The organism is Ruminococcus sp. 210702-SL.1.03, from assembly GCF_020559915.1.
GTDB lineage: Bacteria > Bacillota > Clostridia > Oscillospirales > Ruminococcaceae > YE71.
This window is the reverse complement of record NZ_JAJCLZ010000003.1, coordinates 13802-37409: the sequence shown is the minus strand read 5'-3', so window position 1 is coordinate 37409 and position 23608 is coordinate 13802. Positions and strand designations below refer to the sequence as shown.

Sequence of the window (23608 nt, the reverse complement as noted above, 5' to 3'; positions counted from 1 at the left end):
ATTACGCCGCAGATGTATTGTGACTATCAGTTACAGTGACTGCCGCATACGCCATATTTTTACCGTCGGAAGTCTTTATCGTGATAAGCGCGTTGCCCGAAGCGACAGCCGTTATCTCTCCTGAACCGTTTACGGTAACAATATCTGGGTCGTCGGAAGAGAACTGAATATCGCTCATCTCATAGCCGTAAGGAAGCTGCTGGATTATGATAGCGGTAGTTTCGCCCGGACCGATTATTGTCTTGAGCTGCATTATATTGAGCTTCTCGCCGTGCGCGATCTCGTTGCTGCTGGTATCCTCGCTGTCAGAGCTGCTCTTAGCCGAGCTGTCATTGCTCTTGCTGTCGGTACTGCTGTCGTCGGCCGAGCTGTCTGCGTCCTTGCCGTCGAAGTCTTTATATTTGAGAGTGCAAAGGTTCGTACCCTCATTGCCCAGCACTACGCCCGACATTACTCCGTTATCGCAATGCACTGTCGCAAATCTCGCATTCTTTTCCGAAAGTATCTCGCCCGAGAAGCTGATCTTTGAACCGAGAAGGTCGCTTGCATATGAGTCAGTGCTGAATTCCACGCCAAGGATAAAGTACAGCGTTACCTCGCTGCAAGAGTCTATGTGCAGTGAAACTGTTCCGCTTCCGTTATACGTTCCGCCTTTCATTCTTGCAAGGTCTTCAATAGCCGAAGCGTCGAACGGGATAGTCAGCCCGACCAGCAGCGGCGTAGCCGTCGGCGGCAAGTCTGTACCGCTCGTTTCTTCTATCAATACCATATCGGGGTCTGCCATATGCAGAACGCCTGTGTATTTTCCGCCTATGCCTACTTTAAGGTCAAAGCCGAGTATCTTCTTTTTGAGTCCCATAACGTAAAGCGCAGGGCCGATCTTCATAGTAGCTTCTACGCTCGCCTGAGCCTTAAAAGCGCGGTCTTTATTAGAGGTATTTATGAGTCTGAGCTTGCCGTTTTTGTAAGAAACGCCCTTGCTGCCGACCTCAGTTATCGTAAGCTCTATCGAGCCGTCTACCTTTATCTCAAAGTTTACATCAAGGCAGACCTTAGCAATGCCCGCGTTATATATATCAAGGCTTGCAATGTGCAGGGTCTTGCGGCTGGCGATAGTTTTTGCGCCGTCGGCGTTTATGTCCTTTACTATGCTCTTTTTTAAGTTTTTGAGGAAATTGGTGTTTCTGTTGTTATCGGGCGCGCCCGTCCACTTTCCGCTTGTTGAAACATCAGCTTTATAGGTCTGGGTCTGCTTATAGTCCACCTTAACTTCCGCCGAGTTGAGCGAAAACCACTTATAGTCTACGTCTGTTGTAACTTTAAAATCGTTCAGTGCAGAACCTGCGCTGAAATTGAAAGCCTGCTTTTTGCTTTCGCTCTCTTTTTTATATTTTACATTTGCCGCTAGGTCAAGCTTTCCGTTCACGCCGTATTTCAGATCAACGCTCCAGCCGTCGCCCATATCGAACGAATGTGAAACGTCAAAGCCGGTGCTCTCAAACATATCCTTCCCGTCGTTTTTATTGGTCAGATCGTCAAGGGTGGGCTGAGCGCTGTTCATCTCTGCCGTTACTTCGGGCGAGATGTTGTTTCCTACCGAGATAACTTCGCCGTTGCCGTCGTACACAACGCAGTTTTCCATGGTAGGCTCCATCGTTTCTTTTAGCTGTATCTCTTCTGCGATGTCGTAAAGGTCGAGATCCTCTTCGGAATTCTCTATCTTTATCTCGCCGTTCTCCTCATACACGTTTTCCGCACGGCAGGCTGTGTCGCCAAGATATGTGCCGTTTGCGGGAAGAACGTAAACGTCGCCGCTCTTTATGCCTAGGTCTTCCTGAGAAACAGTGGAAGTAGTTCCGTCGCCGAGATCCTGCATCGAGGGAATGGAAACTATATTTCCGTTGATGGAATACTGCTCAACGGGGCTGTCGTCAGTGGTAAGGTCAACTACGCCCTCTGAGTACTTCACCTTTTCTACCTTTTCATCGTCGGTGTAAGTATGTCCCGCCCACTTTTCCTGCGCGGTGCTGAGCATCTTTATAGCGTCCTCGGCGCTAATATCTCTGTTTCTCCAGTAAGTTCTGGACTCCACGCCGAAGTTGGCTATGCCGTACTTTATCTTATCCATATCAGAAGCTTTTTCGTCTGTAAATTCGCCCGCGTTTACAAGCGTTACATAAGCTTCGCCCCACGAAAGCGTGTCCTCGGGGTCGAAATCTTCGGAAGCGTCTATAACGTTCCACTCGGTAGCCGTCTGCACGTCGCTGAAATAAGGGCTGTCGCTGCTGATATTCTCAAAATACGGCTCTTCCTCAGTGTAGCCGCTCATGCCGAAAGACTGGTTTATCATGCTGAGCCACTGAGCGTTGGTCAGCTTCTGAATGTCCTTTTTCCCGCAGGCAGCCAGAGATGCCATGGTAGTAAACGAGAGTACTGCAGCAGTAGCCGCCGCCACAAATTTTTTCATAAAAAACCTCCGTCCTATGATCTTTTATTTCGTATGTAAAATATATAATTATCTGATATAAGTCAGTTTTTTTCAAAGCCAGGGCAGCGTTCTTTCGGACGCCGCCCGAGTCAAGAGTTGTTTTGCTTATGATTATTTGAACTGGTCAGCGTAGGTCTGTACGCTCTGTTCGGTCTGCTCGTAAGACTGAGCGGATTTTTCGAGGAATTTTGCGTAGGATTCAACTATTGTCTTATAGCGCTCGAATTCGGGCTGAAGGGCGTTCATGTTAGCGATGATAGCGGTAGCAGCGTCGCTCTTCCATGTAGCGTCGAGGTCTTTCATGGTCTTCATGATGTCCTGAAGCTTCGCGTCCATATTTGTGTTGCAGTTTCTTACCTTAGTAGCAGTATCTAAGAGCACTTGTGTCGAAATCTTGATAGAATCAGCCATTTAAACTTACCTCCCCTTTTTAGTTCAAAAGATTCTTGGCTTCTGTAGTAACAGCGTCCTGAGTATCCTGATATGCCTTAGCAGCGGTCCTCAAAAACTCAGCATAATCGCCCATCAGCTTGTACATCTTCTCAAGGTCGTCCTTAAAGCCCTCGATCTGGCTGATGTAGCTCTGGTTGTCCTTTCCGCTCCAGGTGGAAGCCATGCTCGATGTTTCCTTGTAAAGCGTTTCGTACTGGGTCTTGTAATCTCCGGCCATGCTTTCTATGCTCGCTGCTGCGGTGGTGAGCATTTCCGGTGTTACCTCAATGTTTCTTGCCATTGTGTTTACCTCCTATATTTTTTTGCGCAATGCGCGTTTTTTTGACATTCCGTCACCCAAAAGCGTGAGGTCTGCCGTTTTTATATCAACATCAGTTTTGAGCCGTTTCTTATACGCAGCTCATAAACTGTCTTGTCAATATTCAGTATTGTGCCGTCGTCGCGGTAGCAGATTGCGGTGTTTTTGTCGGGAACGAAAAGTCCCTCTGAGATCTCGTAGACCGCTTTTTTTATCAGGTCGAGAATGATATACATCGGCTGCTCAGACGGTATGAATATATCAAACGTTCTGCCGATAGCCGGAACGTAGATCTCGGTAAGTATCTTTTTCAAAAAGATCATTCCTCCCTTTTCTCGCCGTCGGTCAGCAGTTTGATAAGTACCGGCTTTCCTCTGTTTATCAGATAGCCGTATTCGCCGCCGATCTCTTTATACAGCTCGTTGGTAAGCTTGCTTATCTTAAACAGATACTGGTCTGTTACGCCGTCGCCTACCCAAAGTGCGTCGTATACCGAGATATGCCGCTTATACCACTCGTCGAACGAGAAGTTTGAGAAAGCGGAAGCTTCGTCGAGTATCACAAACTTTATCTTATAGCAGGGTTCGCACTTTTCGATAAGCAGCTTAAACTGCTTCAAAGCTTCCGTTCCCAGCCGCTCAAAGAATTTTTTCACGCCGAATATTATGTATACCCTCTCGTCAAGATCATCTAGCGAGTGCAGATCCATTCCCGCGTCTTTATATGTATTGTTTCGCTTTACCATCTCGGCAAAAAGCTCTTCGGCGAATTCGTCATAGCCGCTGTTTATCTCGTTAACGCCGTCGATATTCGCCTCAGTGCCGAAGCTGCTGTGAGCGTCGATAAAGAACACGCTGCAAACTTTCGAGCACTGCTTTGCAAACTCCGCCGCAAATCCCGAAAGCAGCATAGCATCCGCCGCTGCCGCCGCGAAAAGCACGCGCGTTTGCAGATTCACCGTCATAATATCGAGCGTTTTCTTCGATATTCCGACAGGCAGACTGCGTAGTCCGTCGAGTGCCGCGCTTACCGCTGCGCTGTCAACGGTCTTCGGCAGTATAGGTATAGGCATGGCTCTAAGCTTCGTCTGCTCAGCCTGCTTTTCGCAGAAATCTTTGATATAGTCAAATTCGTCCTCTGCTTCGGTGCAGAAAGCCGTTTGAAATTCGTACAAGCCGCCCGCCCGCACAAGTCCTCTGCCCTTGCAGGCAGTCGGCACAAGTCCATCGGTCTTTCCCAGCACCACTGAATAATCCAGCGTGTCGTTTAGCTGCAATGTCAGCACCTGCTTGAAATTCTGCGCAGTCTTGTAGCGGATACCGTTCACGCTTCCCACCGCCGCGAGAAAGTATATTCCGTACTTTATGCCGTCCCTCGTCAGCAGGTTGAATGTTTCAACAAGCTCTTCGTACTGCTCGGCAAAGGCAGGGAAATTATTCAGCGCCACCAGTATATTCGGCAGCGTGCGCCCCGAATTTTTGCAGTAAGCCTTGAAATCGCCGCCGTATTCTGAGAACATCGTCTTTCTGCGCTCAGTTTCTTTCAGCAGCATTTTCAGTAGATTTATCAGCTTTTCCTCATCAGAGGATAGCACTACTCCGCCGACGTGCGGGGCTTTTTCAAAGGCTTTCAGCGTCTGCGAACCGAAGTCTATGATGTAAATATTAACCTCGTCGGGCGTGTGGTTCTTTATCAATCCGCAGCAGATGGTGGTCATAAGCGTGGTCTTTCCGCTGCCCGCCGCGCCGTAGATAAGGCAGTTGCCCAGCTCTGAGATCGGCAGGGTTAGTATGCTCTGCCGCTGGTTGAAGGGGTCGTCGTACTCGCCTATCACCGGCTCCAGCTTTATGCCGTCTTTGCCGCGGTGATATTTCTTTTCAATGTCGTCGAGGTAGATCTTAGCGGGTATCGGGTTGAGCCAAAGAGGTCTTTCGTTGATCTTTTCTTCTTTGGCAAGGTCTGAGAGGTACTTCACTATCGCGACCACCTGCTTCGCGGTGTGCACTTTTTTCTCATTCTTTTTCGCCTGCTTTACGTTCATGACAACTCTGCCGAGGTTGTCTACTACCTGTATAGCGGGGTCTTCCTGCTTTTCCATCTCGTCGGTAGGCAGATAATCCGCTCCGCACCACGCCGACTGACCCAATGCAAAAAGCTCGTTGAAGCCGACCTGCAAGTAAAAGCGGCCGGTCTGCGAAAGCTCGGCGGCGTCGGGGCACTTTATCATGTCCTGGCTGTCCGCTTTTTCCTGAACTTTAAGGCACACTCTGAAACGCGAGTTGCTCCAGATCTGGTCGTCTACCACGCCGCTGGGCTTCTGCGTTGCGAGGATAAGGTGCACGCCCAAGCTTCTGCCTATTCGCGCGGCGCTTATCAGCTGCTCCATAAATTCGGGCTGCTGCGTTTTCAGCTCTGCAAACTCGTCTGAGATTATGAAAAGGTGCGGCACGGGCGTATCCACTATCTTATCGCGGAAAAGCTGCTGGTATTTGTAAATATCCATAGTGCCCTCGCCCGAGATCCTCCTCGCGCGGTTGAATATAGCCTGCCTTCTGCGCAGCTCGCTCTGTATTGAGATCAGCGATCTTTTTACCGCCGCGCCGTCCAGATTCGTGATAGTTCCAGCCAAGTGCGGCAGCTTTATCCCCCTCTCGGGGTCTTCAAAAGCGCCCGTAAGTCCGCCGCCCTTGTAGTCGATAAGTATGAAAGCTACCTCGTTCGGGTGGTAATTTACTGCCAGCGAAAGTATGTATGTAATTATAAATTCCGATTTGCCCGAGCCTGTCATACCCGCCACAAGTCCGTGCGGGCCGTGGTATTTTTCATGCAGGTCGAGGTAAAACGGCTCGCCGTGAGAGTCTACGCCTATCACGGTCTTTAAACTTTTGGTCGGATTATTCTCTTTCCAGCGCACCAGCGAGTTCAGGTATTCTATCTTGCCGACCTTGAACATCTCGAGAAACGTCATCATATCTGGCAAAGTGTATCCGCTGCCGCGCAGGTCAAGTTCAATATTTGCCGCGTCCTCCGAAAGGCTGGACAGTATAGAAACGTTTATCTTATCTCTTTCAAAACTTATGCCCTTATCAGACGTATCGTTTTTATTGAATATCCTGGTGCGGTCTTTCGTTACCGCTATTACCGAATTTATCTCCTTCGGCAGGTCTTTAAGTTCCTCTTCGAGCATTATAACGCTGAATCCGGGATTATTTTTGTAAGTTATCAGCTTTTTCAGACCCTCGCATTTTTCGGCGAGCATCTTGCTGGTAGATATTATGATATAGTATGGCGAAAACGCCGTATAGTTCGGATTTTCTTTGTCAGGACGCGTAAGGATATTTTTTTCGATGTACGCCGAAAGCTCCTTAGCCGACTCTTCATCGGAAGCAAAAAATCGCTGCTGCTTGTTATCGTCCCAAAGGTGGGGTATCCATTTCAGAAAGTTCCATTCCCTCTCGTCAAAAGAGTCGGTAAGCAGCATTATCTTCACTTCGTCGTAGCTGTGGAGCGAAAATATCTGCACAAGCATTACTTTCAGAAAGTTGAACGAAAACCCGAATGAGCCGAATATTCCCAGCTTGTTATCCTTAGTAAGCTCAAGACCAATGGGCACGTTCATGAGTATTTTCTTTTCTGCGGCAAGCGAGTACATAGCGTCCTGCAAGTTATCGCTGTCCATAGTAAAATGCTTTTCCTGACACTTCACCTCCGCATCAAGCGGAATATTTCCCGTGCCTATCCTGATACGCAGAAAATCGCTGTGAGAAGGCATACGTTCCCAAAGCGAGGGTTTACGCTCGGCTATCCTTGAAATGCACTTATTTAGGTCGGCGAGATTTGTATTCAGCGAATCGCTCTGCTCTTTCAGCGCGCGCCTTATCTCATCGCGCACCTGCTCGAGGTATTCAAGGTATTTTTTCTGGCGCTCTTCTTCTTTATGCGCTTTGACTTTCTTCTCATGTTTTTTGGTAAGTATAGGCCAAAGCACCGTTCCTACCAGCATACTTCCCGACATTATCACCATAGGCAGTGCCTGCATCATCGAGCCGCCGTTTACTATAACGTTTGTCATAGAGATAGCACCCGTGCTGGCGGAAGCAAGACCCATAGTCATAGAAGGGCCGAGCATCATAGCCATAGGCAGCCCATCGTCCTTCGCACGCTGTGGGGGAGGGTCTATGGTTATTATCTTGTGCTCAGCCTCGCTGTAAAAGCGCGGAGATCTGTAAAAATAGTCCGCAGGCGGAAGCTCGGCGCGCGGCGCGGCTTCGCAGGAAGGACTTTGCGGAGAGTATGGCACAAGGCTGTCTGAATTGATATGCAGCGAATTATCGGGATCGTTTATCGCGATAAAGCTGCTGCCGATTATTATTTTCAGCCCCATAATGTATATCATGTCGCCCGCGAGAAGATTTTGAGAAGTAACGCGGTAGCCGTTGACATACGTTCCGTTCGAGCTGTTTATATCGGCAACATACCATCGCTCGCCGTTGAACGAAAGCTTAGCGTGGCGGCCCGAAACGAATTTATTATTGACAAAAATATTATTATTGAGATTTCTTCCGATGTAAAACGAAACGGCGTGCGTAGCCACATATTTGCGGAAATTCAGACCGCCGCAGGCTTCGTCCTCAGCGAAAATAAAAGCCTTTTTGCCGACTTCATAAAGCGTTACGTTATAGTAACCGTTATGTACGATCAACTCATTTGAAACAGGGCGGTTATCATGGTCGAGAACAGTAGCGCTGCGGTTGCTTTTCAGCAGCCAGCGGCCGTCTACGGCTTCGATACCTATAAGATCGCGTTTTCTGCCGTGGTCGTCGATGTCAGAAAGCCAAAATTGACCTTTAACTCGGGAAGGCAGATTAACGGTAAACATCTGATCCTGCTCTATAAGATTAACTATCATCAACTATCACTCCATTAAAAGGCATTGACCCTGTTTATCCGTCGCGATGCGGACAAACCAAAGAAGCGATCATTCTATCATCATATGGCTTAAAAGCCAGTTCATACTCGCTATATATGACATTTCTTTATATAGAAAAAAGATAATACATTGCCTAAATTATAATGATCCTCTACATTGTTTATTATAACTCTATCAATTAACGCAGTCAATAAAGATAAGGCTAAAATGTAACGAACTGTCGTTTTTTGTCACGAAAAGTTTCTCCGCGTCGGCTTAAGCTGACAATACGCCGCCCCCCACATTTAACTTCCCAGTAACATTTCAACCCAAAAATCCACCTTGAATACCGCTCGGAAACGTGCTATAATAATGATAGTAATCAACACGGAGGTGGACAAATTGTCAAAAGGCGACAATTGCGGGTCTAACTGGCGATATTGCGTATTTTTGAAAACAGCCGATGGGCTTCGCTTTGCGCTGCCATTTTGTTCGCTGTGATCTGATATGCCTGCCCGTGCGTGACCTGCTCATGCACGGGTATTTTTATGCCCGTTTGTCCCTCACGTCAGTAAAATGAAACGGAGGACAAACCAATGAAGAATACTGAACTCAAAAACATCACCGCGCTCGATGAGATAGCGGCTATCATCAGTGGAAACGATTCGCCTAAGGCTATGATGAACAGGCTCGACGATTACCACGGCAGCGATATTTCCGAAGTCATACGCACCGAGCTTCGGCTCATCGCGTCTTTTGACGACGGCGAGATAGGCAGCCGCATGACTACCAACTGCATGATCATCGGCGAGGATATGTCGGTAAAGCAGGCTATGAATGCACTGGTAAGTCAGGCGCGCAAAAACGACAACATCTCTACCCTTTTCGTTGTCGATGAAAGCAACGTGTTCAGCGGGGCTATCGACCGCAAAGACCTTATCACAGCGGACAGCTCCACTGCGCTGGAAAGCATTTGCCTTGGCTGCTGATACTGCTCGGTCTGGGCATGGTGGTGTCGCACGCATTCGCTTGCTGTAACTATCCTTGCAGCTGTGTTAGCCTACTACGGCACAAGCTGGATATTCCTGCTGAACGTTCTGCATCTTTCATAAAAAAACACGCAAAAAAAGACCCGCACTGTAAAAAGTACGGGTCAATTTTTATATGGTACGCCCGGTGCGATTCGAACGCATGGCCTACAGAGTCGGAGTCTGTCACTCTATCCAGCTGAGCTACGGGCGCATATGCGGAGCTTTCGCCCCGCTTTTTTATTATCTTATCTTAGAGCCGCAGGGCAGATCCTGATCGGGGAAGATGACCTTCGCCGAGCCGTCAGGAGCGTCCGCCGCGCATATCATGCCGTTAGACTCTACGCCGCAGAGCTTCACGGGCTTTAGATTTGCTACTATTATGACCTTTTTACCGATGAGGTCTTCGGGCTTGTACCACTGCGCGATGCCGGATACTACCTGTCTGCCGCCGAAGCCGTCGTCGAGCTGTAAGCAAAGCAGCTTCTTCGACTTCTTGACCTTTTCGCACGCCTTTACAAGCGCTACTCGCAGGTCGCTCTTCGCAAAATCGTCTATGGTTATCTCTTCGCCAAGCTCGGCAGGCTCAAAGCCGTCGTCCGCCTTTTCAGCTTCGCCGCTCTGACCGCCGATTATCTTGTTCAGCTCGTCTATCTCTTTTTCAACGTCAATCCTCGGGAAGATTATATCGCCCTTATGAACGGTAACGTTTGCGGGCATAACGCCGAATTTGCCTGCGTTTTCGTAGCTAATATCGCTCTCCTGCGCGCCTATCTGCTCCCATACCTTAGGCATGGTGGTCGGCATAAAGCAGCTCAGCAGGGTGGATACTATTCTTATAGTTTCGAGCAGGTTGTAAAGCACTGTCGCAAGGCGCGCTTTCTTGCTCTCGTCCTTGCCCAGTATCCATGGCGTAGTTTCGTCGATGTACTTGTTCGCGCGCGAAACCACCTTGAATATCTCAGCCAGCGCGTTGTTTATCTGAGTCTGGTCGATGAAAGCGTCTACCTTGCCGCGCAGTGCGGTAGCTTCCGCTATCAGCTCGTCGTCAAACTCACCGGCTTCGCGCTCTTCGGGCAGAGTGCCGCCGAAATACTTTGCAGCCATAGCCACGGTGCGCGATACGAGGTTTCCAAGGCCGTTCGCAAGGTCGGAATTTATTCTGTTTATCATTATCTCGTTAGAGAACGAGCTGTCAGCGCCCAGCGCCATCTCTCTCAGTATATGGTATCTGATAGCGTCTGCGCCGTATCTTTCGCCGAGTATAAAGGGGTCTACCACGTTGCCCAGCGACTTCGACATTTTCTGTCCGTTAAAGGTTATCCAGCCGTGTACGGCGAGGTGCTTCGGCAGAGGAAGATCCATAGCCATCAGCATCGCGGGCCAGATTATAGCGTGGAAGCGCATGATGTCCTTAGCCACCATGTGCACGTCTGCGGGCCAGAACTTTGCGAAATCATCGTGCGCCTCGTTCATGTATCCCAGCGCGGTGCAATAATTAAAGAGCGCGTCTACCCATACATAAACGACGTGCTTAGGGTCGAATGTTACAGGTATGCCCCATGTGAACGATGTTCTCGAAACGCAGAGGTCTTCAAGGCCGGGCTTGATGAAGTTGTTGATAAGCTCGGTAGCGCGAGTCTTTGGCTGAAGATAGTCTGTTTCGGTGAGCAGCTTCTCTATCCTGTCCGCGAAAGGCGACATCTTGAAGAAATACGCCTCTTCCGAAGCTTCCTTTACCTCGCGGTGGCACTCAGGACAGCAGCCATTTTCGTCAAGCTGCGACTGAGTCCAAAAGCTCTCGCAGGGGGTACAGTATTTGCCCTTGTACTCGCCCTTGTATATATAACCTCTGTCATACAGCTCTTTGAATATCTTCTGTACAGCTTGAACGTGGAAATCATCAGTAGTCCGGATGTATCTGTCGTAGCTGATATTCATGTAGCTCCAGAGGCTTTTGAATACTTTTACTATATCGTCAACGTACTGCTGCGGGGTAACGCCTTTTTCCTTTGCCTTTTCCTCGATCTTCTGACCGTGCTCATCGGTACCTGTAAGGAACATAACATCGTAGCCCTGCATTCGTTTATACCGCGCGATAGAGTCGCACGCAACGGTGGTATAGCAGTGACCTATATGCGGATTACCCGATGGGTAATAGATCGGCGTAGTAATGTAAAACTTTGACATTATAATTCCTCCCAAAAGATACCGCGCACCCGCGCGTTTTTTGAGCGGCGCGCCCATGTTTCAGAGTGAACCGCTATTATGCAACACCGCACAACTATTGTGCGGTGCTGCCTATACTATTATACTACTATTCAAGCAGTTTGTCAAGACGAATTTTGCAAAGCAGTTTCGCACCGAAAAAACGCTTGATTTTTTTCTCGCCGTGTGTTATAATATAAAGTGTATGACAACACCGCGGATATTTTTTCAGAAAGGAATGTGATGGCATGGCAGGCTTGGCTTTTAAACAAATAGCCGCTTCGGCGCTCGCCGCACTCGTTTTTGCGGGCAGTACGGGCTGCTCAAGCGCGAATTTCACCATTGAGGGTCTGCTCGCCGCACCTAAGCTTACGGAAGAACAGTCGCAGATACACGAGGCGCTGATCTCCGCCGTTGGCAGGAACGTTACGCTGAAATATCCGCGAAACGGCGCTTACCGCTCGGCATACGTCATAGCCGACCTCGACGACGAACCTACTGACGAAGCTCTGGTGTTTTACGAATACTCAGGCTCTGAAAATGAGGGAATACGGGTAAATCTGCTGGATAAAAAAGAGGACGGCACATGGTACTCGGTAAAAGAGATAGCGGGCGCTGGCTCTGAAATCGACAAGGTGATAATATCATCTATGGGCGGCGAGCGCGACATACTCGTCGGCTACCAAAACATGGCGGGCGACAACACCCTCGAGATCTATACCTTTAATAATGGCAGCTTTCAGCGCATAGGCACCGACACATACTCGCTGCTGGAAGCTGTGGATATAAATTCCGACAGCTCTGACGAGCTGATAACTGTTCAGAAACCGCAGAATACCGAAAACGCCGCGGCCGCCGCAAAAGCTTACCTGCTGCACGTCGAAAACGGCAAGATCACTAAGGACGACGGCATAGATATGTGCGCGGGCACGCAGAGCTATTTGCAGGCTTACAGCGGCAGGCTGGCGGGCGGCGGCAACGCAGTTTACATCGACGAGCAGGATACCGACGGGCAGCTGAGGACTGAGATAATCTTCTACCGCTACTCTGGTCTGCAAAATCCCGTAGCGCAACGCAGCGCGGATATGCTCTCGACCTGCACGCGCCCCGCGGGGTACTATTGCAGCGACGTTGACGGCGACGGCGTTTATGAGATACCCACTACAAAGCCTATGCTGGGCTACGAGGACGCTGTTTCGGAAGAGCAGCTTTTAAAGACCACATGGTGCCAGTATAAAGATTTCTACGAGCTTTCGCCGAAGATAACGGGCTATTATTCCGTTGCCGACGGCTACACACTCGCCTTCCCGTCGCGCTGGTCGGAGGCGGTAACGGTAAAGCTGGACGCCGATACGGGCGAGGCGGTCTTTTACAAATACATGGGCAACATAAACGCCGACATGACCGAGCTTATGCGTATACGCACTGTCGCCAAAGAAGCTTCTGACGAATACACCTACGACGGCTACCAGCTCATCGCCTCGCGCGGACAGATAGATTATCTGGTAAAGCTGCCAACAAACAAACGCGAAAAACTTATACTCACCATCGACGAGGTGCAGAATAGTTTTTATATCATAAACTGACTGAAAGAAAGGAATGGCTGAAATGAAAAAAGTTCTTGTATGCGAGGACGAAGAGTCTATCAGAGATTTCGTTGTGATAAATTTAAAGCGCAGCGGCTACGACGTAGTAGACGTATGCTGCGGCGAGGACGCGCTGAAAGCTTTTGAAAACGAGGACGGCGGCTTTGACGTGGCGCTGCTCGACATAATGATGCCCGGAATAGACGGTATGCAGGTATGCAAGAAATTCCGCGAGCAAAACGAAACTATGGGCATAATAATGCTTTCCGCAAAATCACAGGAGATGGATAAAATATCCTCGCTGATGATGGGCGCGGACGACTACATAACAAAGCCTTTCTCTATCTCAGAACTTATCGCGCGAGTAGACGCAGTTTGCCGCCGAGTAAGCATGGTGCACTCAAAGGCTGAAACGGCTTCCGTTATCAACAGCGGCCCTTTCACCCTAAACCTCAAGAGCCGCACCGTTTTCAAGAACGGTGTGCAGATAGACCTCACGCAGGTAGAATACCAGATAATGGAGTATTTCTTTAAAAATCAGAACACCGCCCTCGACCGCAGCAGTATACTCAACCACATTTGGGGCGAAAACTACTTCGGCGACGACAAGATAGTAGACGTAAATATCAGAAGAATACGCATGAAGATAGAAGACGAGCCCTCGAACCCGAAGTACATACTCACCATTTGGGGCTTCGGCTACAAGTGGTCGGCTAACTGATAAACTCACTGATCACTCGGCAAAGGCGGTGAAAGGCTATTGTTTTTTAAGAAAGGCGCTGACGGCAAAAGCGCCGCGAAAAAGTCGGGCAAAGCGAAACTGCCCGCCTCAGACGGCAGCAAAAACAGGTTTGGGCGCAGAAGCATAGCCACTCACTGGCTGCGCAACAGCTTAGGCGTGGTAATAGCCGTGCTGATAGTTATCGGCGTGCTGCTGGGCGTGCTGCTGAAAAATTACTACTACGGCTCGGCGCGCCAGTACCTGACCTCGCGCATGAACATAATCACCAACACCCTGCAAAACGGCGTGCGCGACGGCAGCGTAAACTACTCCTCGCAGATACGCTCGCTGGTAGAGGGCTACGAGGAAAAGGACAGCATAGAGCTGATGGCGATAAACAATGACGGCAGCGTAGACGTTACCTCTTCTGGTTTCTCGCCCTCGCAGGACACGCCAATGACCGACCTCGACCAGGCACAGAACGCCGAAAGCGGCATGGCCTACGCAGTATTTGACCTGCCGAGCGGCGAAAAAGTCATCGCCGTATCCGCGATGATCTCGATAAGCGGCTGCGAGTACAAGGCGCTGCGAATGGTAAGCTCGATGAAAAACATCGACCACCAGATAATTATGATAATGGCCGCGATGTGCGCCGTTTTTATCATCATAATACTGATAATCTACCTCTCGGGCAGATTTTTCATACGCTCGATAGTTTACCCCGTTATCAAGATCGGGCAGATAGCGCGAAAGATAGCTAAGGGCGACTTCTCGGAGCGCATAGAGAAAACGGGCGACGATGAGCTCGGCGACCTCTGCGAGTCGATAAACTACATGGCGCAGGAGCTTTCAAATACCGAGTCGATGAAAAACGAATTTATCTCCTCAGTATCGCACGAGCTGCGCACGCCGCTGACCGCGATAAAGGGCTGGAGCGAAACGCTCACCGCTATCGACGACCCCGATACGTTCAAAAAGGGCATGCGCGTCATAACTTCCGAAACCGAGCGCCTTTCGCAGATGGTGGAAGAGCTGCTTGACTTCTCGCGCATACAGGATAACAGGCTGACGCTGATAATGGATAAGATAGATATTTTGGCAGAACTGGGAGAAACAGTGCTTATCTATCAGGAACGCGCCCGCGCGCTCGGCATAACGCTGAATTATTACGAGCCTACTATGCTGCCCTTCGTTTACGGCGATAAGAACCGCCTGCGGCAGGTTTTCATAAACATCGTGGACAACGCGATAAAGTATTCCGACAAGGGCGGCACCGTTTCGGTAGAGGCTTACGAAGAAAAAGGCGACATCTGCATACTGGTCTCGGATACGGGCATAGGCATTTCCAAAGAGGACTTGCCTAAGGTAAAGACGAAGTTCTTTAAGGCAAACCACACGCGCCGCGGCTCGGGCATAGGTCTTGCCGTTGCGAACGAGATAATCACCCGCCACGGCGGTACGCTGACGATAAACAGCGAGGAAAATGTAGGCACTACCGTGCTGATAACCCTGCCCGCCATCGACGATGGTCATGCAGAGGACAACAACCCGACGGTAGAGGTCGAGCTAATATCCTCAGATGACAAGAAATGATTTGCGAAACAAAAAAGCGGAGAACTCCATTTTTCAGAAGTTCTCCGCTTTAGTTTTTTTCATGCAGTTAAATCACATGGATTTGAGCTCTTCGTCAGATACCAGCTTGAAGCCGCCCTCGTTCAGCGCGCGGATAGCCTCGTCAGCCTTGTCAACGCGCAGCACCAAATACGCGCTCTCGTCAGTTTCGTTAAGGAATGCCGCGTACATATACTCTACGCTGATGTTGTCCTTGTAAAGGCACTCCATAGCCTCGGCAAGTCCGCCCGGCTTGTCGCTGATGCGGATAGCCAGCACCGAAGTGATGGTAACGGCAAAGCTGTTTGCTTTCAGCACCTCAAGAGCCTTTTCGCTGTCATTCACGATAAGGCGCAGTATGCCAAAATCCTTAGTATCGGCAATGCTCATAGCGCGGATATTCACGCCCGCATCGCCCAGCAGACGAGTTATCTCGCTAAGTCTGCCCGCTCTGTTTTCAACAAAAATAGATAGCTGCTTTACAGTCATGTTCATAACCCCATTTCTTTTTTAATTTAAGATCCCTGTGTGGAACTTATTAGGTCTCCGCTGTGAATAGTACATACAGCCCGTGCTCTGCCGCAAAGCGCCAGAAGGGTACGCTGTCCTGCAAAAACTCCAGCGTGTATTCGTAATCCTCGGCGCTTTTATCTTCATAATCGCTGCCGATCTTTTTGTACATTTTTTTGAAATCAGCTTCCGTCAGCGCGCTTATGGCGCTGTTTACAGCCTTTACCTGCTCGGGCGTTTTTGCCGATATTATGTAATCGTCAAACTTTTCGCCGTCGAAATATAAAAGCTCGCCGCCCAGTATCGCCATGCCCAGCGGGCACTTTTCGCTGTCGAAGCCGTCGAATGTGAAATCCCCTCCCGTGAATGCGCGGTGCATTGCCTCCCACGAACCTTCCAGCTCGCAGGTGCGCTCGGGGTATTCCTCAAAGTAAAGCTCTTCCAGATCTTGCGATATGTACTCCGGTCTTTCAGCCGTTTTCATCGCGCGCAGACGCTCTATGCAGAGGGCGTCCACCGCGAAAAGCACTCCCGGCGCAGCCATTTACACCAGCTTTCGCTTGTCGATAACGCGTACAGCCTTGCCTTCAGAGCGCGGTATGCTCTTCGGCTCTACCAGCTTGATCTTCGCGCGGATACCCAGTATAGAGTGTATGTCGTTCGAGATCTTCTTTGCAAGCTCTTCGATGGTCTTTACCGTGTCGGAGAACATATCGTCAGAGATCTCTACCAGTATCTCGAAAGTATCGGTAGTGCCTACGCGGTCTACTATTATCTGGTAGTTAGGCGTAGCCTTGCTGATATTTAGCAGCACCGACTCTATCTGCGAGGGGAATACGTTTACGCCCTTGATGATGAGCATATCGTCGCTTCTGCCCATAGGCTTGGTCATTTTGACGAGCGTTCTGCCGCAGGAGCATTTTTCACGGCTGAGTATGCAGATGTCGCGGGTGCGGTATCTCAGCAGCGGGAAAGCTTCTTTAGTTATGCTTGTGAAAACAAGCTCGCCCTTCGAGCCTTCGGGCAGCACTTCGCCGGTATCGGGATCGATTATCTCAGCGATAAAGTTATCCTCGTTGATGTGCATACCATGCTGCGCTTCGCACTCGAAAGCCACGCCCGGGCCGCTAGTTTCGGTAAGTCCGTAAATATCGTAAGCCTTTATGCCGAGCGACTTTTCGATCTCGCGGCGCATTTCCTCAGTCCAAGGCTCAGCGCCGAAAATACCGGCTTTCAGCTTTATATCGTCGGGGGTAAGGCCCATCTCTTTCAGCGTTTCGCCGATGTACGCAGCGTAGGATGGCGTGCAGCAGAGAATGGTAGAGCCGAGGTCTTGCATAAACTGTATCTGGCGCTCGGTGTTGCCCGAAGACATAGGCAGGGTAAGGCAGCCTACTTTGTGCGAGCCGCCGTTGAGTCCCGCGCCGCCTGTGAATAGTCCGAAGCCGTAGGCAATGTGACAAACGTCGCTCTTAGTGCCGCCCGCAGCGGTTATCGCTCTGGCGCAGCAGTCGTCCCAAAGGTCAATATCGTGCTGAGTGTAGAAAGCCACTACGCGCTTGCCCGTAGTGCCGCTGGTGGAGTGTATCCTTACGCACTCATCGAGCGGTTTAGCGAGCAGACCGTAGGGGTAAGCCTCGCGCAGATCAGCCTTAGTAAGAAAAGGCAGCTTATGCAGGTCATCGGTAGACTTGATGTCATCGGGCGTAACGCCTTTTTCTTCCATCATCTTGCGGTAGTAGGGCACATTATCCCAAACGTGCTTTACCTGCGCTGCGAGTCTTTCGTCCTGAAGCTTTTTCATCTGCTCACGGGGCATACACTCGATCTCTTCGTTCCAATATTTTCCCATTGGAACACACCTCCTGTTTTTACTGATTTTTGTCGATCGTCAAAGCCCGAACATATCGTTCGCCAGCTTTATTCCTGTTTTTGTGGTAAACACCTTATCACGAAAGCTGCACACAGCATCTTTGCCAAGCCCGTCCTCATAAGCGTTTACGAGAAAGTCGGCTTCCAGCAATATCTGCCAGTCAAGCCCCTCTACGCCGTCATATGTGTGGTGATGGGCTATCAAAAAGCACACGCGGTCGATAATATCGCAGTCGAGATCAAGCTCCGTCAGCATTTTTCGTGCAGGCTCAGGGCCAAGCTGCTCCTGCAATTTGCCGCCGCAGTGCCCCGCGCCGTACTTCTCCTCCGCAGACTTTATGCCAATATCGTGCACTACCGAAGCGACGTCAAGGCAGTACATGGTGCGTACATCAAGTCCCTCTGCCCTGCCGATCACTCGCGCGAACTCGTGCACCTTTATAAAATGCTGTATCCGCTTAGGGTCGCCGCGATAATACTCGGTCATTTTTATGATAAGCGCGTTTATCTCGTTCATGTCAAACCTCTTCTCTGCCCAGCTCGAAAGCCTTTTTGTTCAGCTCGAGGAACTTTGCGGGAACGCACTGCTCGAGCGCCTCCTGCCATACGCTTTCTTCAAAAGGCAGCTTTTTGGATACCACGCCCATGAGCACTACGTTCGCAGCCTTAGCCGTACCCGCCTGCTCGGCGAGGTCGAGAGCGTCTACCGAGGTAACTTCAACGCCCATATCCTTTATCTTGCCGATAATGTTTTCCGGGTATACCGCCATACCGGTTATAACGGGCATGGGGTCGAGCATCTGGTCGGAAGTTACAAGCTTACCGCCCTTTTTGAGGTATGGCAGCCATCTTGCCGACTCGAGCTGCTCAAAGCTGATGATAACGTCAGCCTCGCCTTTTTCTACTACGGGCGAGTAGACCTTATCGCCGTACTTTACATATGTAACTACCGAGCCGCCGCGCTGGCTCATTCCGTGCACTTCGCTCACCTTTACGTCGTAGCCCTGTGCGAGGAAAACGCTGCCCAGTATTCTCGAAGCTAGCAGCGTACCCTGTCCGCCTACTCCTACTATCATTATAGATCTAGTTTCCATTTTATTCATTCCTTTCGGATAAATGCGCGTATTATGCGCGTTGTATTTTTTTTGAGAGAGAAAACTTTTGCTTTATATCATGCCCTTGCGCCGTCTGTCGAGGAAGAACACCAGCGAAGCCACGCCTGTCATAACGTAGCTCTTCACAAGGTCGCCGTAGTACGCCGCTCTCGGGTCGGTAAGGTCTTTTACTTCTACGGGGCTGTACAGCTTTATGTAATCATACACTTCGCCAAGACCTTCGTAATACTGGTCGAAATTCATAAATATCTCTGGAATACCGGCGTTGGGATCCATATCGAAATAATCGTAAAATCCCGCGTCTTCTTCCTTAAAATCTTGAAATTCCCTGTAAAGGTCGATAGAGTAGCTAAGCCTGTTGCCGACGTACACCGAGCCTGCGAGAATTATCACGATAAGCATCATGCCCAGTTTGCCGATGGTCTTTGCGCCGATCAGATAGCCGAAGAAAGCACCTGCCGCGAGCGCCAGACCGCCTATCCAAGAGATGTAGCCGAGCGCACCGAATATGCACCAAACTACCATTCCCAGCGCCGAGCCTATCAGCGCGCCGATTATGCCGAGTATGTACCGCTCAGGCGAAGCGACGTTGCGCGCGGGGCGGAAAGAATCGTACTTTGGTATATCAGCAGTGCCTGCGTTCGCATTTGCATTGTAGTAACCGCTCTGCGGAGCGCCCATGCCGCCTTGCTGATAACCACCCTGTTGATAATTACCCTGTTGATAATTACCCTGTTGATAAGCACCCTGTTGGTAAGCACCTTGCTGATAACCGCCCTGCTGAGGTTGGCTGTACATATCGGAAATGCCCGCGTTCATGCCGTTCATGTTGCCGACATTATCCATGTTGCCCATGCCGTTAGCAGCGCCCGTATTTGCAGAATCTTCCGACTGTTCAGGGGCTTCATAAGCCGCAGTTTCGCCCGTATTGGTGTCGATGGAATCCATCAGCCCGTGCGAGCCGCCGTAGCTGTTTCTCTGCTCAAATTTGTTCATATTAAATTTCTCCTGTAATTTATTTTTTTTTGCCGCTTACCTCAGCAGCGCCTTTGCAAGCAAGCTGCCCGCGAATACGCCGAGCAGACAGCCGAAAAGGCTGACGGCTATGTACGCCGCCGCTATGCCGTACTTTCCGCCCTCTATCAGCCCTACGCTTTCAAGCGAAAAGGTCGAGAAGGTGGTGAACCCTCCGCAGATACCCGTTTTGCAAAAGAGCACGAAATTTTTGTTGCCAAGGTTTCCGCCGCGCACCGATACCGCCCCCGCGATAAAGCCTATCGCCAGCGCGCCGATCAGATTCGCTATCAGCGTGGCGAGCGGCAGTTCGCATTTGAATGGTATCAGGGTAAGCATATATCTTGCCGCCGCGCCAAGCGCTCCGCCCAAAGCCACGGCAGCTACCGAATAAAGATCCATATCAATATCAGTTTATCAGTTAATGGCGTCGAGTCTGCACATTTCCTTGCATATTCCGCAGCCTACGCACTGAGTGTGGTTGATGACGCACTTCTTGTCGTGAATGGATATTGCGGGACATCCTATCTTTAGGCACTGCTTGCAGCCTACACACTTCTCGGGGTCAGCCTTGAGGGGCGGGTTGTGCTTTACATATTTCAGCAGAGCGCAGGGACGGCGAGAGATTATTACGGAAGGCTCTTCCTTAGCAAGCTCTTCCTCTATTATCTTCTTAGTTTCCGCCATATTATAGGGGTCTGCAACGCGAACGCTCTTTATGCCGATAGCGTGGCAGAGGTCTTCGAGGTTTACAGCCGCGGCGGGGTCGCCCTTTAGGTTTTTGCCCGTGGTGGGGTTCTGCTGATGGCCCGTCATGCCCGTGATGGAGTTATCCAGAATGATAACGGTAGAATTTGTAGCGTTGTAAGCGATGTTTACCAGACCTGTCATACCGCTGTGCATGAAGGTAGAGTCGCCGATAACTGCAACGCTCTTCTTCTCAGCCTCTTTGCCCAGCGCCTTGTTATAGCCGTGAAGTGCGCTGATGGAAGCGCCCATGCAGATGGTGGTATCCATAGCGGAAAGCGGTGCGGTAGCGCCGAGGGTGTAGCAGCCAATATCGCCCGAAACGTAAACGCCGAGCTGCGAGAGGCAGTAGAAAAGTCCGCGGTGAGGACATCCTGCGCACATTACAGGCGGACGTACAGGCACCGGCTCTTCAAACTCCATAGTTTCAGCCTTTTCGCCGAGTATCTTTTCGCGAACGATAGCCTGCGAGATCTCGCCCTCCCAGCCGAAAAGCTCTTTGCCGATAACATCTACGCCGTTCTTTTTGCAGTGCGACTCGATGATGTCGTCAAGCTCTTCTATAACATAAACTCTTTCGCACTTAGCGGCGAAATCGCGGATAATATCTATCGGCAGGGGGTTGATAACGCCGAGCTTTAAGTAAGAAGCTTTGTCGCCTAGTGCTTCCTTAGCGTAAAGGTAGCAGTTGCCCGCGGTGATAACGCCTATCTCAGTGCTGTTGTACTCCACCTTATTGAGCGGCGAAGTTTCAGCGTACTTAGCGGCCTCAGCCAGCTTTGCCTCTACCACGGTGTGGCGCTTTTTAGCGAAGCCGGGCATCATTACGAACTTAGCGGGGTTCTTCTCATAGGGCTTAGTGGGGGGAACTACCCTCTCGCCCAGCTCTACCGCCGACTGCGAGTGAGCTATTCTGGTAGAAAGGCGCACGATAACGGGGGTGTCGAACTTTTCGGAAAGCTCGTAAGCCGCCATTGTGAAATCCTTACATTCCTGCGAATCAGAAGGCTCTACCATCATTACTTTGGAAGCGATGGCGTGGTGGCGGGAATCCTGCTCGTTCTGCGAGGAATGCAGACCGGGGTCATCGGCGACGCATATTACCATACCGCCGTTTACGCCGGTGTAGCCTGCTGTATAGAGCGGGTCAGCCGCAACGTTAAGACCAACGTGCTTCATTCCGCAGAAGCTTCTCTTGCCCGCTATCGAAGCGCCGAGGGCGGCCTCCATAGCCACCTTTTCGTTAGGCGCCCACTCAGCGTAAAGTTCGTCATATTTAGCGGCATATTCCGTGACCTCGGTCGAGGGAGTGCCGGGGTAAGACGAAACGAACTCGCAGCCTGCTTCAAAAAGGCCGCGTGCAAATGCCTCGTTACCCAGCATAAGTTTTTTCATTATATTACCATTCCTTTCAACACGGCGTTCCGTGTATAGTCACACGGGTATCCATGCACAGTTAATACCTTAATTATACCACAAAAAAAGCAAAATTGCAACAGCATTTTTGAAAATTCTGCACAAAAATAGCGTACATAAATTTATCGGCAGGATTGTGAGCGCGTTTTATTTCAAAATAATCTTCACGACACAAAAAATACATTGCAAAATCTCATGCTCGGTGCTATAATATATAATTGAGTATTTAGTCGAAGCATTTTCACATTTCAAGGCAGGTAAATAAAATGGCACGTTCATCTGAAAATATAGATTTTGGCAGCGACAGCGTAATGCGCATACTGCTGCGGCTCGCACCGCCCGTCATGGCGGCGCAGCTTATACAGGCGCTCTACAACATAGTAGACAGCTTTTTCGTCGGCAAATGCTCCGCCACAGGGCTTACCGCGCTTTCGATAATCTACCCACTCCAGCTTCTCATGATAGCCATAGCGGTCGGCACGGGGGTCGGCATAAACACGCTTATGGCGCACTACATGGGCATCGGCAAGCGGCACAAGAGCGACGAAGCGGCGGGCACGGGCGTGTTCCTAGCGGGGGCGATGTGGCTGATCTTCGCCGCGATATGCTATGCGATAATGCCATTTTACGCGAAGATGTCCACCCCCTCGGCAGACGTTGCGCGCGACGTCGTCGCCTACGGCAGGATAGTCTGCGTTTTCAGCTTTGGGCTGTTTTTTGAGAGCATATGGACGAAAGTTTTGCAGGCTGAGGGCAACATGAAGCGACCGATGGCGGCGCAGATAATAGGCGCGGTGGTGAACATCGTGCTCGACCCGCTGCTGATATTCGGGCTGGGCTTTTTCCCGAAGCTGGGGATATCTGGCGCAGCTATAGCGACGGTCACGGGGCAGATAGCGACGGCGCTGATAGTAATGCGCGGAGGTCTGCGGCGCTCGCCTGCGCTCGCGAAATACCGCAGTTACATCAGGCGCATATACACGCTGGGCTTCCCAAACATACTCATGCAGTCGGCGTATACTTTTTACATACTGGGTCTGAACCTTATTTTAAAAGGCTTTTCGGACAACGCCGTCACCGCGCTGGGGCTTTACTACAAATGGCAGTCTTTCTTTTTTATACCGCTCGGTGCGATGCAGACCTGCATAGTCCCGCTGCTGAGTTTCAACTACGCCGCGCGCCGTTACGACCGCTGCCGCCGCACGCTGAAAGACGCGGTGCTGCTTGGCTTCGCGCTGATGGCGATAGGCACGCTGTGTTTCGAGCTTATCCCCACGCAGATGCTGAGCGTTTTCACCGACAGCCGTGAGGTCATCTCGATAGGCGCGCACGGCTTCCGCTTCATCGGCGTAAGCTTCATACCGATGGTAACATCGCTGATATTCCCCGTTTTCTTCCAAGCGATAAACTCCCCTGCGAAAAGCTCGCTGCTGACGATACTGCGCACGGTAGTGCTTTTCGTGCCGCTGGGCTGGATATTCGCGCGCTTTGGGCTGTACTGGTTCTGGCTGACCTTCCCGATAACCGAGGTGATAACCACAGCGGCAGGCGCGGCGTTTTATCGGGGGTGGAGGAGAGACAGCCCTACATATTCTTAACATTTCAAAAACAAACTATAAATTTTTTCATATT

The 23608-nt window shown here is 50.4% G+C and carries 19 protein-coding genes and 1 tRNA gene; 5 read left to right on the top strand and 15 right to left on the bottom strand.

Features of this window, described 5'->3' with window-relative positions:
* Position 1: 1 nt before the first annotated feature.
* From LI114_RS02920 to essC, 5 genes are all read right to left on the bottom strand, one after another.
* Positions 2 to 2467: an Ig-like domain-containing protein gene (locus LI114_RS02920; RefSeq protein WP_227219188.1), complete on the bottom strand. Its 2466-nt coding sequence runs from the start codon at positions 2465 to 2467 to the stop codon at positions 2 to 4.
* Between the two features lie 132 nt (positions 2468 to 2599).
* On the bottom strand, positions 2600 to 2899 hold the full coding sequence (locus LI114_RS02915) for a pore-forming ESAT-6 family protein (protein ID WP_022128273.1): 300 nt from the start codon (positions 2897 to 2899) through the stop codon (positions 2600 to 2602).
* 19 nt (positions 2900 to 2918) lie between these two features.
* On the bottom strand, positions 2919 to 3221 hold the full coding sequence (locus tag LI114_RS02910; RefSeq protein ID WP_022128272.1) for a WXG100 family type VII secretion target: 303 nt from the start codon (positions 3219 to 3221) through the stop codon (positions 2919 to 2921).
* Between the two features lie 80 nt (positions 3222 to 3301).
* Positions 3302 to 3553, bottom strand: a complete 252-nt coding sequence (locus LI114_RS02905) for an EsaB/YukD family protein (protein WP_227219186.1) — start codon at positions 3551 to 3553, stop codon at positions 3302 to 3304.
* Positions 3554 to 3558: 5 nt separating this feature from the next.
* Positions 3559 to 8148: a type VII secretion protein EssC gene (essC, locus tag LI114_RS02900; RefSeq protein WP_227219184.1), complete on the bottom strand. Its 4590-nt coding sequence runs from the start codon at positions 8146 to 8148 to the stop codon at positions 3559 to 3561.
* A gap of 596 nt (positions 8149 to 8744) precedes the next feature.
* Here essC and LI114_RS02895 point away from each other — a divergent pair.
* Positions 8745 to 9137, top strand: a complete 393-nt coding sequence (locus tag LI114_RS02895; RefSeq protein ID WP_227219182.1) for a CBS domain-containing protein — start codon at positions 8745 to 8747, stop codon at positions 9135 to 9137.
* Positions 9138 to 9313: 176 nt separating this feature from the next.
* Here the strand turns inward: LI114_RS02895 and LI114_RS02890 are convergent.
* Together LI114_RS02890 and metG are read right to left on the bottom strand one after the other, a co-directional pair.
* Positions 9314 to 9390 (bottom strand) — tRNA-Arg (locus LI114_RS02890).
* 29 nt (positions 9391 to 9419) lie between these two features.
* Complete coding sequence (metG, locus tag LI114_RS02885; RefSeq protein ID WP_227219180.1) at positions 9420 to 11366, bottom strand: methionine--tRNA ligase; 1947 nt, start codon at positions 11364 to 11366, stop codon at positions 9420 to 9422.
* Between the two features lie 266 nt (positions 11367 to 11632).
* Here metG and LI114_RS02880 point away from each other — a divergent pair, with 266 nt between their 5' ends.
* From LI114_RS02880 to LI114_RS02870, 3 genes are read left to right on the top strand one after another with little or no spacing between them, the layout of a single operon-like run.
* Entirely contained in the window at positions 11633 to 12970 is a 1338-nt protein-coding gene (locus LI114_RS02880; protein WP_227219178.1) for a hypothetical protein, read from the top strand.
* 22 nt (positions 12971 to 12992) lie between these two features.
* Positions 12993 to 13691, top strand: coding sequence for a response regulator transcription factor (locus LI114_RS02875; protein WP_022128265.1), 699 nt, complete (start codon positions 12993 to 12995; stop codon positions 13689 to 13691).
* A gap of 39 nt (positions 13692 to 13730) precedes the next feature.
* The gene (locus tag LI114_RS02870) at positions 13731 to 15284 is read left to right on the top strand and encodes a sensor histidine kinase (RefSeq protein WP_227219176.1); all 1554 of its coding nucleotides are present in this window, start codon (positions 13731 to 13733) and stop codon (positions 15282 to 15284) included.
* Positions 15285 to 15356: 72 nt separating this feature from the next.
* Here the strand turns inward: LI114_RS02870 and LI114_RS02865 are convergent, their stop codons facing one another.
* The 8 genes from LI114_RS02865 to iorA form a co-directional block, all read right to left on the bottom strand.
* Positions 15357 to 15797, bottom strand: a complete 441-nt coding sequence (locus LI114_RS02865; protein WP_022128263.1) for an ACT domain-containing protein — start codon at positions 15795 to 15797, stop codon at positions 15357 to 15359.
* Between the two features lie 43 nt (positions 15798 to 15840).
* A complete protein-coding gene (locus LI114_RS02860; protein WP_227219174.1) occupies positions 15841 to 16356 on the bottom strand; it encodes a DUF1877 family protein in 516 nt (171 codons plus the stop codon).
* Positions 16357 to 17664 carry a phenylacetate--CoA ligase family protein gene (locus LI114_RS02855; RefSeq protein ID WP_227219172.1) on the bottom strand — a complete coding sequence of 436 codons (1308 nt, stop codon included), beginning with the start codon at positions 17662 to 17664 and terminating at the stop codon, positions 16357 to 16359. It abuts the gene before it with no gap.
* A 39-nt stretch (positions 17665 to 17703) separates the two neighbouring features.
* Positions 17704 to 18201, bottom strand: coding sequence for a phosphohydrolase (locus LI114_RS02850; RefSeq protein WP_227219171.1), 498 nt, complete (start codon positions 18199 to 18201; stop codon positions 17704 to 17706).
* A 1-nt stretch (position 18202) separates the two neighbouring features.
* On the bottom strand, positions 18203 to 18778 hold the full coding sequence (locus tag LI114_RS02845) for an indolepyruvate oxidoreductase subunit beta (protein WP_227219169.1): 576 nt from the start codon (positions 18776 to 18778) through the stop codon (positions 18203 to 18205).
* Positions 18779 to 18850: 72 nt separating this feature from the next.
* Positions 18851 to 19795, bottom strand: coding sequence for a hypothetical protein (locus tag LI114_RS02840; protein ID WP_227219167.1), 945 nt, complete (start codon positions 19793 to 19795; stop codon positions 18851 to 18853).
* Between the two features lie 36 nt (positions 19796 to 19831).
* Positions 19832 to 20215, bottom strand: a complete 384-nt coding sequence (gene crcB / locus LI114_RS02835; RefSeq protein ID WP_227219165.1) for a fluoride efflux transporter CrcB — start codon at positions 20213 to 20215, stop codon at positions 19832 to 19834.
* 15 nt (positions 20216 to 20230) lie between these two features.
* Entirely contained in the window at positions 20231 to 21955 is a 1725-nt protein-coding gene (gene iorA, locus LI114_RS02830; protein ID WP_227219163.1) for an indolepyruvate ferredoxin oxidoreductase subunit alpha, read from the bottom strand.
* A gap of 287 nt (positions 21956 to 22242) precedes the next feature.
* Between iorA and LI114_RS02825 the strand changes: the two genes are divergently transcribed.
* Positions 22243 to 23574: an MATE family efflux transporter gene (locus tag LI114_RS02825; protein ID WP_227219161.1), complete on the top strand. Its 1332-nt coding sequence runs from the start codon at positions 22243 to 22245 to the stop codon at positions 23572 to 23574.
* The last annotated feature ends 34 nt before the right edge of the window (positions 23575 to 23608 follow it).